The organism is Actinomadura sp. NBRC 104425 (assembly GCF_030269545.1).
In the GTDB taxonomy this organism is placed as follows: domain Bacteria; phylum Actinomycetota; class Actinomycetes; order Streptosporangiales; family Streptosporangiaceae; genus Spirillospora; species Spirillospora keratinilytica.
This window is the reverse complement of sequence record NZ_BSTN01000057.1, coordinates 1-9,258: the sequence shown is the minus strand read 5'-3', so window position 1 is coordinate 9,258 and position 9,258 is coordinate 1. Positions and strand designations below refer to the sequence as shown.

7 protein-coding genes are annotated in these 9,258 nt (G+C 74.7%); 6 read left to right on the top strand and 1 reads right to left on the bottom strand.

What is annotated here, in order from left to right; all coding sequences use genetic code 11:
- Window positions 1-110, bottom strand: a 110-nt coding sequence (locus QSK22_RS32890; RefSeq protein WP_285498254.1) for an Hsp70 family protein, incomplete at its 3' end; no start/stop codon positions are given.
- Window positions 111-477: 367 nt separating this feature from the next.
- On the opposite strand from QSK22_RS32890, the gene QSK22_RS32885 reads away from it, so the two are divergent.
- The 6 genes from QSK22_RS32885 (at window position 478) to QSK22_RS32860 (ending at window position 9,055) form a co-directional block, all read left to right on the top strand.
- Window positions 478-3,972: a S8 family serine peptidase gene (locus QSK22_RS32885; protein ID WP_285498398.1), complete on the top strand. Its 3,495-nt coding sequence runs from the start codon at window positions 478-480 to the stop codon at window positions 3,970-3,972.
- Between the two features lie 102 nt (window positions 3,973-4,074).
- Complete coding sequence (locus QSK22_RS32880) at window positions 4,075-4,698, top strand: RNA polymerase sigma factor (protein ID WP_285498397.1); 624 nt, start codon at window positions 4,075-4,077, stop codon at window positions 4,696-4,698.
- A 2-nt stretch (window positions 4,699-4,700) separates the two neighbouring features.
- A complete protein-coding gene (locus tag QSK22_RS32875) occupies window positions 4,701-5,840 on the top strand; it encodes a hypothetical protein (protein ID WP_285498396.1) in 1,140 nt (379 codons plus the stop codon).
- Window positions 5,841-5,954: 114 nt separating this feature from the next.
- Window positions 5,955-6,548, top strand: a complete 594-nt coding sequence (locus QSK22_RS32870; RefSeq protein WP_285498395.1) for an RNA polymerase sigma factor — start codon at window positions 5,955-5,957, stop codon at window positions 6,546-6,548.
- Window positions 6,541-7,722: a hypothetical protein gene (locus QSK22_RS32865; RefSeq protein ID WP_285498394.1), complete on the top strand. Its 1,182-nt coding sequence runs from the start codon at window positions 6,541-6,543 to the stop codon at window positions 7,720-7,722. Before QSK22_RS32870 ends, QSK22_RS32865 begins: the two co-directional genes overlap by 8 nt.
- A gap of 169 nt (window positions 7,723-7,891) precedes the next feature.
- A complete protein-coding gene (locus QSK22_RS32860) occupies window positions 7,892-9,055 on the top strand; it encodes a glycoside hydrolase family 5 protein (protein ID WP_285498393.1) in 1,164 nt (387 codons plus the stop codon).
- The last annotated feature ends 203 nt before the right edge of the window (window positions 9,056-9,258 follow it).

Below are 9,258 nucleotides of genomic sequence, written 5' to 3'. Positions count from 1 at the left end.
GGCGTGGTCCGCGACCCCTCCGCGTTGGCGATGACGGTGGGCTCGCCGCCCTCCAGAATCGCGACGACCGAGTTGGTCGTCCCGAGGTCGATACCGACCGCACGTCCCATGTCTCTCGTCCTCCGTCGTAACTGCGTTGCCCCCGGTCGCGTCCCCCCTGTACGCGGCGGCGGCCGGGTTCGCGTCTCTGCTTCGCCAGGGTGCCCCCGGCGGAGGTCATTGTCAAATCACTTGAGTCGGGGTGACTCAACTTTGCTGACGTCCACATCAACAGGACGTGTGAGCCACCTATTCCCGTTCCCGGCGGCGCCCGTCCGGTTCGGGAATCCGCACCCGGGATGAGGCCGCCTCCGCCCCGAGGACGGGACGCCTCCTCCCGCCGGCCCGTAAGAAACCTGATCTTTCCCGGAGTACTGCGGGAAGCCCCTGCGCCCGTTCGGGCGATCAGGGGTGAGGACGACCGCAGAAGGGAGCCTCATGAGAGGCAGACGGATCGGCCGCGTGCTGCTCGGCACGGCCGTCGTGGGCGGTGTGGTCGCCGCGCCGCCGGGCGTCGCGGACGCCGACGGCGGGGGAGGGGACGGCGGCGCGGGTGCCGCGGGGGCGCTGCCCGCGGGCCGTTCGTGGACGGTGACGCTGCTGACCGGCGACGTCGTCCGGGTGCGCACGGTCAAGGGCCGTCCGCCGCTGGTCACGAGCACGCCCGGCGACGGCAGGACCAACCGGGCGTTCCGCACCTCCTACCGCCCGGACGGGCACGTGGTGGTGACCCCGGCGGACATGGCCCCGCTGGTCGGCCGCGTCCTGGACCCCGACCTGTTCGACGTCACCACGCTGATCCAACAGGGGTACGACGACGCCCGCACCCGCGAGCTGCCGCTGATCGTGCAGCGGGAGGGCGGCGTACGGCCGCGCGCGGCGCTCGGCGGGACGCTGCGGGAGACCCGCGACCTGCCGAGCATCGGCGCGGTCGCGGCCCGCCAGCCCAAGAAGGACGCGGCCCGTCTCGGCGCGTCCCTGGCCCCCGGCATGCGCACCAAGGCCGCGTACGACATCCGCCACATCTGGCTCGACCGCAGGATCCGCGCAAGCTCCGCCCCATCCGCGCCGGGGGTGGCGCAGAGTGCGACCTTCTCCGGGGCTGCCGGCACGGCCGATCGGCTTGACCGCGGCGTTCGTGCGGGTTCCGCTTCGTTCGCGTTGGGGGCGGCGCAGGCCGCGAAGCTTGACCGGAACCTGGGTCAGATCGGGGCGCCCGCCGCGTGGCGGTCCGGGGTGACCGGGCGTGGTGTCAAGGTAGCTGTGCTCGATACGGGTGTGGACGCGTCCCACCCCGACCTCAAGAGCCGCATCGCAGAGACTGCGAACTTCTCCGAGGCCGCTGATGCGGTCGACCGGGTCGGGCACGGCACGCACGTCGCGTCGATCGTCGCGGGCAGCGGCGCCGCCGCGGGCGGGGAGCGGCGGGGCGTCGCCCCGGACGCGAGCCTGCTGGTCGGCAAGGTGCTCGACGACGAGGGCTACGGCACCGAGTCGTCCGTCATCGCGGGCATGGAGTGGGCCGTCCCGCGCGCCAAGATCGTCAACATGAGCCTCGGCGGCGACCCCACCGACGGCACCGACCCCCTGGCGCAGGCGCTGGACCGGCTCACCGATCAGCACGGCACCCTGTTCGTCACGGCCGCCGGGAACACCGGCGCCGTCTCCTCGGTCGGTTCGCCGGGATCCGCCGACGCCGCGCTCACCGTGGGCGCCGTCGACGGCCGGGACCGCCTCGCCGACTTCTCCAGCCGCGGCCCGCGCACCGGACGGTACGCGGCCAAGCCGGAGATCGTCGCCCCCGGCGTCGACATCATGGCCGCACGTGCCGCCGGTACGTCCATGGGCGACGCCCTGGACGCGCACTACGCCTCGGCGTCCGGCACGTCCATGGCGGCGCCCCATGTCGCGGGCGCGGCCGCGCTGCTGCTGCAGAAGCACCCGCAGTGGACGCCCGCCCAGCTGAAGGCCGCCCTGGTCGGCTCCGCCTCGCCGGTGGACGGGGATGCATACGAACGCGGCGCCGGACGTCTCGACGTCGCCGCCGCCACCTCCGCGCCCGCCGTCTCGCTCCAGGCGGCGCCGCACCTGGGCACATCCGCCCACCCGGGGTACGCCCCCCTCAAGACCGACCTGCGCTGGGCGTCGCGTTCGGCGAGCACCGTACGGCTCGGCCTTGACGTGCGGGTGACCGACCGCCAGGGCAACACCGTGGACGGCGCCGCGTCGCTGTCGTCCGCCCAGGTGGACGTCCCGGCGGGCGGCGAGGCGTCCGCGAGCCTGCGGGTGGACGCGGCGAAGCTGGGAGGCGAGCCGGGGCTGTACACGGCCGAGGTGACCGCCACGTCCGGCGGCACGGCCATCCGCACGCCCGTCACCTTCTACGTGGAGCCGCCCAGCTACGACCTCACCGTCAAGGCGACGCCCCTGCCCGGCACCAAAGACGGGAACATGAGCGCGTACGCGAGCGTGGTGAACCTGGACGACATCGCGCTGTTCACCGACTACCCGGCGACGGGCGAAGACGGTACGGTGCGGATCAGGGTGCCCGCGGGCCGCTACAGCGTCATGGGCACGGTCTACGACGCCGACGAGGACGCCCCCCGCTCCGCCATCGCCTGCACACCCGAAGTCGTCATCGACCGCGACACGACCGTCGTCCTCGACGCGGCACACGCCAAGGAGCCGGGCGCCAAGGTCACCGACCGTGCGACCGAGACCGCCATGGCCGGATCTATACAGGTGCGCAGCAACCGGCAGGCGGTGTGGGGCGAGGCCGTCTACACGTGGGCGCCGCAGAAGGAGAAGGTGTACGTCCAGCCGACCGGCACCGCGCAGACCGGTGAGTTCCGCCCCTACGGCCTCTACCGGCTGACCGCGCCGGGAGAGGTGTACGACCTGCTGGAGCCGATGGGCGACCGGGTGCCCGACGACCCCGTGCACGTGGTGACGCCCGCGTCCCGCGCGCGCTTGGCCCGCGTCGACCAGCGGTTCGCCGCGTTCAACGGGGACACCCAGGCGCCGATGAGCGAGAAACGCTACGGGGTGACCCCCGAGGGCTTCCTCAGCTTCGAGGCGAGCGGCCCGGTGACCCCCGGGACGACGCGCACCGACTTCGTCTCCGCCGGTCGCGGCGTCCAGTGGGTGGACTTGGCGTCCTTCGACGCGCTGAACGGGTGGGTGGACCAGCTTCCGCTGCTGCGGCGCGAGCCGAACGGCTGCACGACGCGGACGTGGGGCCGCCAGCCCCTGCGCCCCGGGCCCGTCTCCGCCACCGCCGTCTCGCCGAGCGAGTGCATCCGGTGGCCGGTGGCCCGCACGCGCGGCGCGCTGAACGTCGCCTTCGTCGACCTGCAGACGCGTCCCGACGGCTTCGACTGCGGTTACTGGGACGAGGACGGCAACGACCCGCTGACCCGCCGCCTCACCGTCACCGCGGACGGCCGCAAGATCGGTGAGACCGCCGGGGCGGCCGGCCGGTTCGAGGTGCCCGCGCGGGCGGCGACGTACGAGATCCGCTACGACAACGACGCCTCGAAGTTCACCCCGGTGTCCACGCGGACGTCCACCACGTGGCGGTTCCGTTCCGCCGCGCCCGAGGACCACTCCGGCGTGCCGGTCCCGCTGCTGACCGTCGACTACGACCTCGGCCTCGACCTGCACAACCGGCCGACGGGCGGCCCCGCCACGTTCACCGTCGCGCGGGTGGCGGGCACCGGAACGGCCGAGGTCACCGGGCTGCGCCTGTGGACGTCGCTGGACGACGGCGAGACCTGGCGGCGCGCCCCGGTGAAGGACCTGGGCGGCGGCAGGTTCTCCGGGACGATGCCCAAGGCCGCCGCGGGCCAGGCGGTGTCGGTGCGGGTCGCCGCCGAGGACGCCGGCGGCAGCGCCATCGACCAGCAGATCATCAGGGCGTACAACGTCCGCTGATCCGCGTCCCTCCCGGTGAAGGCGTCCGCGAGCGAAAGCGATCCGGAGGTGCGGCGGAGTAGGGGTGACAGCCGGTCACTTCATCCCGAAAGGTTCTCCCCCATGACCCAATCGGTGGACGCGCCACCGTCCGGCGGCGACTCGCCGGGCGCGGCGCGTCACGATCCGGACGCGGACGACTCCTCGGCCATCGCCGCGTCCCTGCACGATCCCGACCAATTCACCGTCCTGTACGACCGCCACGCCGAGGCCGTCTACCGCTACGTCGCCGGACGGCTCGGGGCGCAGGCGGCCGACGACGTGGCGGCCGAGACCTTCCTGGTCGCCTTCCGGCGGCGCGAGCGCTTCGACGCCACGCGGGGCAGCGTGCGGTCCTGGCTGTTCGGCATCGCCACCCGGCTGGTCGCCCAGCACCGGCGGGCCGAGACCCGCCGCTACCGGGCGCTGGCCAGGGTCGGCGCCGAGCGCGAGGCGGCCGGGCACGAAGACCGCGTCGTGACGTGGGTGACGGCCGAGGGGATGCAGCCCCGGCTGGCGAGCGCGCTCGCCGCCCTGTCGGCCAAGGAACGCGACGTGGTGCTGCTGGCGGCGCTGAGCCGGCTCGGCCACGAGGAGATCGCGGCGGCGCTCGGCATCCCGTACGGCACCGTCGGCTCCCGGCTCAACCGGGCGCGCCGCAAGCTGCGCGCCGCCCTCGGCGACACCCTCGACCAGGAAGGACTGTGACGATGGACGAACTGCGGATGATCGGCGCGCTGCTGGACGAGCCGCCGTCGGAGCGTTCGGTGGCGCGGGGCCGCGCGCTGCTGGAGCAGGAGATCGCCTCGCCGCGCCGCCAGGCGCGGCGCCTCGTGGTGCCGCGTCCGCGCCTGGCGCTGCCGCTGGTGGTGGGAGCCGTCGCGGCGGCGACCGCCGTGGCCGTCGGGCTGGCGTCCGGGACGGCGCCGCGAGGTCCCGGCGAGCCGTCCGGTACGGCGGCGCCCTCGTCGGCGCGCGCGGTGCTGCTGGCCGCCGCGGAGAAGGCGGAGCGGGAACCGGCGGGGCGCTATTGGCGTATCCGGACGGTGACCGACGGCGCCGTCTACGCCGTGGGCTCGGGGGCCGGCTCCTACGTCGTCGCGCGTTCGTCGGAGGCCGTCGACTGGGTGCCGCGTTCGGCGTCGGACGACCACGTGACCTACCGCCGCTCGCTGGGCGTGGGACCGGCGACCGAGGCGGACAGGGCGGCGTGGCGCCGGGCCGGGTCGCCGCGCACATGGCGGGTGCGCACCGCCGACGATACGCGCGCCATCACCCTGACCATGTCCGGCCCCGGCCGCTGGGAGACGTACCGCCAGACGGCGCAGGAGCGCAGGCGGCAGTGCGAGCGGGCGGGCGGTGAACGGTGCGACACCGAGCCCTGGGTCGAGCGTGAGCGGATGGCGTCGCGGCCGGGCGGGCTGGAGCGGCTGCTGTTCCCCTGGGACGCCGAGCGGGCGGCGACGGGCGGCAGGGCCCCCGCTCCCGACGCCGCCAACCGCCTGCTCGCCGGCTACGAGTTCCTGACGCATGCGGCCTCGCCCGAGCTCAGGGCGGCGGTGTTCCGGCTGCTGGCCGACCAGCCGGACATCCGCCTGGCCCGGGGGGTGCGGGACATGCGCGGCCGCGAGGGGATCGCGCTGGTCGGGCGCGGCAGGACGATCGGCGGCGCGAGCGGCACCTTTGACGTCCAGCTCCTCCTAGAGCCCGGCACCTACCGGGTGCTCGGCAGGCAGTACGTGGTCGTCACCGAGGGCGGGCGGTTCCCGGGCGTGCGGCCCGGATCGGTCGTCGAACGCCATGCGGTGCTCGACTCCGGCTGGACGGACGAGTCGCCGCACCTCGGCTGATCCGGCGGACGCCCGGCGGGCGCGCAGCGCCCGTGAAGAAGAACTCCGGGTTCGGCGGAGTAACCGGTGACCGCCGTTCGCCGCGAAAGGCCGGAAATTGGAATGGAGCCACGGATGACCGCTCCACCGGACGTCGCGACCGATGACGCCGCAGTGATCGAGCAGTCCTGGCATGAGCCCGAACGATTCGCCGTGATCTACGACCGGTACTTCCCGGAGATCTACCGCTACGTCGCGGCCCGTCTCGGCAGGGACGCCGCCGACGACATCGCCGCCGAGACGTTCTACGCCGCGTTCCGCAAGCGCGACCGGTTCGACCCGGCGCGCGGGGCCGTGCGGCCCTGGCTGTACGGGATGGCCACCAACCTGGTCGGCCGGTACCGGCGTGACGAGGGCCGCCGCTACGCCGCGCTGGCCCGCGTCGCCCCGGAGTCGCGCGCCGACGGGCACGAGGCCCGGGTGGCCGCGAGGGTGGCCGCCGAGGGCGTCCGACCGCAGCTGGCCAGGGCGCTCGCCGGGCTGTCCGACGGCGACCGGGACGTGCTGCTGCTCGTCGCAGTGGGCGGGCTGCGCTACGAGGAGGTCGCGCAGGCGCTGGAGATCCCCCCGGGGACCGTCGGATCGCGGATGAACCGGGCTCGACGCAAGCTGCGGGAGGCACTGGGCGGGACCGATCCCACGCACGCGGAGGAGAACTCCCATGGATGACATGCGGGACGACACGTCGCTGGTCGCCGCCCTGCTCGACGAAGGCGGCCCCTCGCCGCGGGTCGCCGCCGCCGGCCGGGAGGGCCTGCTGGAGCTGGCGCGCACGGGGGGCCGGGAGCCCGCGCACCAGAGCGGGCGCCGGCGCGGGCGCCGGGCCGGGCGCTGGAGCGGGCGGCTCCGGGGGCGCCGCCCGCTCGGCATCGGGCTCTGCCTGGTCGCGGCCGGGGCGGCGGCCTCCGTCGCCGTCGCGGCCGTCGGCTCCGGCGGCGCCGCGCCGGGCGGGCGGAGCGCCCCCGGCCCGCGGGAGATGGTGCTCGCCGCGGCCGTCCAGGCCGAGCGGCAGGCCGACGGCCGGTACCTGGTGACGCACGTCCGCGACTGCCACGCCGAACCGGTCGAGGCCGAGACGGGCGACTACATCGTCCAGCCGTGCGACGAGACCTGGCAGTGGCGGGCCCGCGACCGGGCCGACGAGTCGGCGGTGTGGACGCGCGACCTGGGGGCACGGCCGCAGACGGCCCGGGACGAGGCGCTGTGGAAGCGGGCCGGATCGCCGCGCACGTTCCCCTACCACCAGGACCGCAGGGCGCTGCCGGACCTCTACCGCACCGCGCCCACCCCGTGGAAGGAGGACCGCGGCGACCGGAACGAGAACTCCGACCGCTACGTCCTGCCGTTCACCGGGCGGTCGCTGACGGCGGAGGAGCTGCGGAACCTGCCCACCGATCCAGAGGAGCTGGAGAAGCTGCTGACGCCGGCCGAGGACTCGCCGCGGGGCAGGCGCGACTCCAGGCTGCCGACCGGGCCCGGCCAGAAGATCGTCCAGGCGACCCTGGCGGTGTCCGACCTCCCGCTGCCGCCGAAGGTGTGGGCGGCCTTCATCAGGATGCTCGCCGACACCCCGGGCGTGCGCGCGGTGGGTTGGGTCACCGACCCGATCGGGCGGCCGGGCGTGGCGCTTGAGGCGCCCCGCACCGCGTCGGCGACCGGCGGGGGGACCTCGATGGAGCGCGCGATCTTCGACCCCGGCACCGGTGCGCTGCTGGCGACGGTGTCGACCGTGGTGCGGCGCGGCCCGCAGGACCCCGCCGTCTACCGGCCGGGCACGGTGGAGCACTACGAGGTCATCATCAAGTCCGAGTGGACCGACGGCCGTCCGTCCCGTCCCGCGTAGGGCTGACGCGCCCCCGCCCGCCGCCCCGCCCCGCCCCGCGTGAACCCAACGGGGCGGGGCGGCGGCGTTCAACACGGGGTCGCGCCCTGGCAATCATTTTCGGTGCAGGTTCTAATGGTGAATAGGAAGCACCCAAAAAGGGGGCCGAGAAGAGTAGGGCGGAGTCGGCTTGGGTGACCACAGGGACCGCCGTCCCCCGTGCGGCGTCGCCGGGCGGGGCGCGTGGCGCGCGGTGGGCGCGCTCGGCGCGGCCTTCGTCATCCTGCTGCCGGTCTCGGCGTCCGGGCCGGGGGCGGGCCCGCGACCCGGTGCGGGCGGCCTCCCCTCGGGGTTCGTCCCGCCGCCCGCCGCCCTGCGGTCCGGCGGGGCGTGGCCGGAACGCGGGCCGCCCGCCGGCAGCCCGGTCGCCGTCAACGGAAGACTCCGGGTCTGCGGCACCCGGCTGTGCAACGAGCACGGCGCCCCCGTCCAACTGCGCGGAATGAGCGCGCACGGCCTGCAGTGGTACCGGGACTGCCTCACCGGCCGCTCGCTGCAGGCGCTGGCCCGCGACTGGAGGGCGGACGTCCTCCGGCTGCCGGTGTACGTGCGCGAGGGCGGCTACGCCAGCGACCCCCGCCGGATCACCGACCGGGTCCACCGCCTCATCGCGCAGACCGCCGCCCGCGGCATGTACGCGATCGTCGACTGGCACCTGCTCGGCCCGGAAGATCCGCACCGCGACCTCGGGCGGGCCGCGACGTTCTTCACCGAGATCGCACGCCGGCACGCGGCGCGGGGGAACGTGCTGTACGAGATCGTCAACGAGCCGTACCTGGTGCCCTGGGCGCGCGTGCGCGACTACGCCGAGCGGCTGGTGCCGGTGATCCGGCGGCACGACCCCCGCGCGCCGATCCTGGTCGGGACGCGCGGCTGGTCCTCGCTCGGCGTCTCGGAGAACTCCGACGAACGGGAGATCGTCAACGCTCCCGTCCGCGCGGACAACATCATGTACACGTTCCACTTCTACGCCGGCGGCCACGGACGCCGGTACCTGGACGCCCTGTCCCGCGCGGCCGACCGCATCCCGGTGTTCGTCAGCGAGTTCGGCACCACCGACCCCGAGGGCGTGGGCGACGACTTCGGCCGGGCCGGGCGGTACCTCGACCTGATGGCGCGCAAGAAGATCAGCTGGGTGAACTGGAACTACAGCGACGTGTCGGTGTTCCGCGCCGGGACCTGCCCGGACGGCCCGTTCGCGGGCACCGCCTCGCTGCGTCCCGCAGGCGCCTGGATCAGGGCCCGGCTGCGGACCCCCGACCATTTCCCCACACCGCCCCGCCCCCGCGACTGACCGCCGCGCTGGTCGCGTACCCGGCCGTCGCGGGGTTCGCGGCGGCGGCCTTCCGCGGCGGCCGGGCCCGGCCCCCGGCTAGGTGTACTGACCATGGACGTTGGTGACGGCGACACAGCTGGATGATCTTGAAATGGGGAGGACCTCCTGGCGTGGTGTGAGTCGACGAAACTTCGCACCACCCGCCGGGAGGTCCTCGTGCC

Coding starts and splice junctions, on each gene's coding strand:
- QSK22_RS32885 (WP_285498398.1), top strand. CDS start 478: ATGAGAGGCAGACGGATCGGCCGCGTGCTGCTCGGCACGGCCGTCGTG.
- QSK22_RS32880 (WP_285498397.1), top strand. CDS start 4,075: ATGACCCAATCGGTGGACGCGCCACCGTCCGGCGGCGACTCGCCGGGC.
- QSK22_RS32875 (WP_285498396.1), top strand. CDS start 4,701: ATGGACGAACTGCGGATGATCGGCGCGCTGCTGGACGAGCCGCCGTCG.
- QSK22_RS32870 (WP_285498395.1), top strand. CDS start 5,955: ATGACCGCTCCACCGGACGTCGCGACCGATGACGCCGCAGTGATCGAG.
- QSK22_RS32865 (WP_285498394.1), top strand. CDS start 6,541: ATGGATGACATGCGGGACGACACGTCGCTGGTCGCCGCCCTGCTCGAC.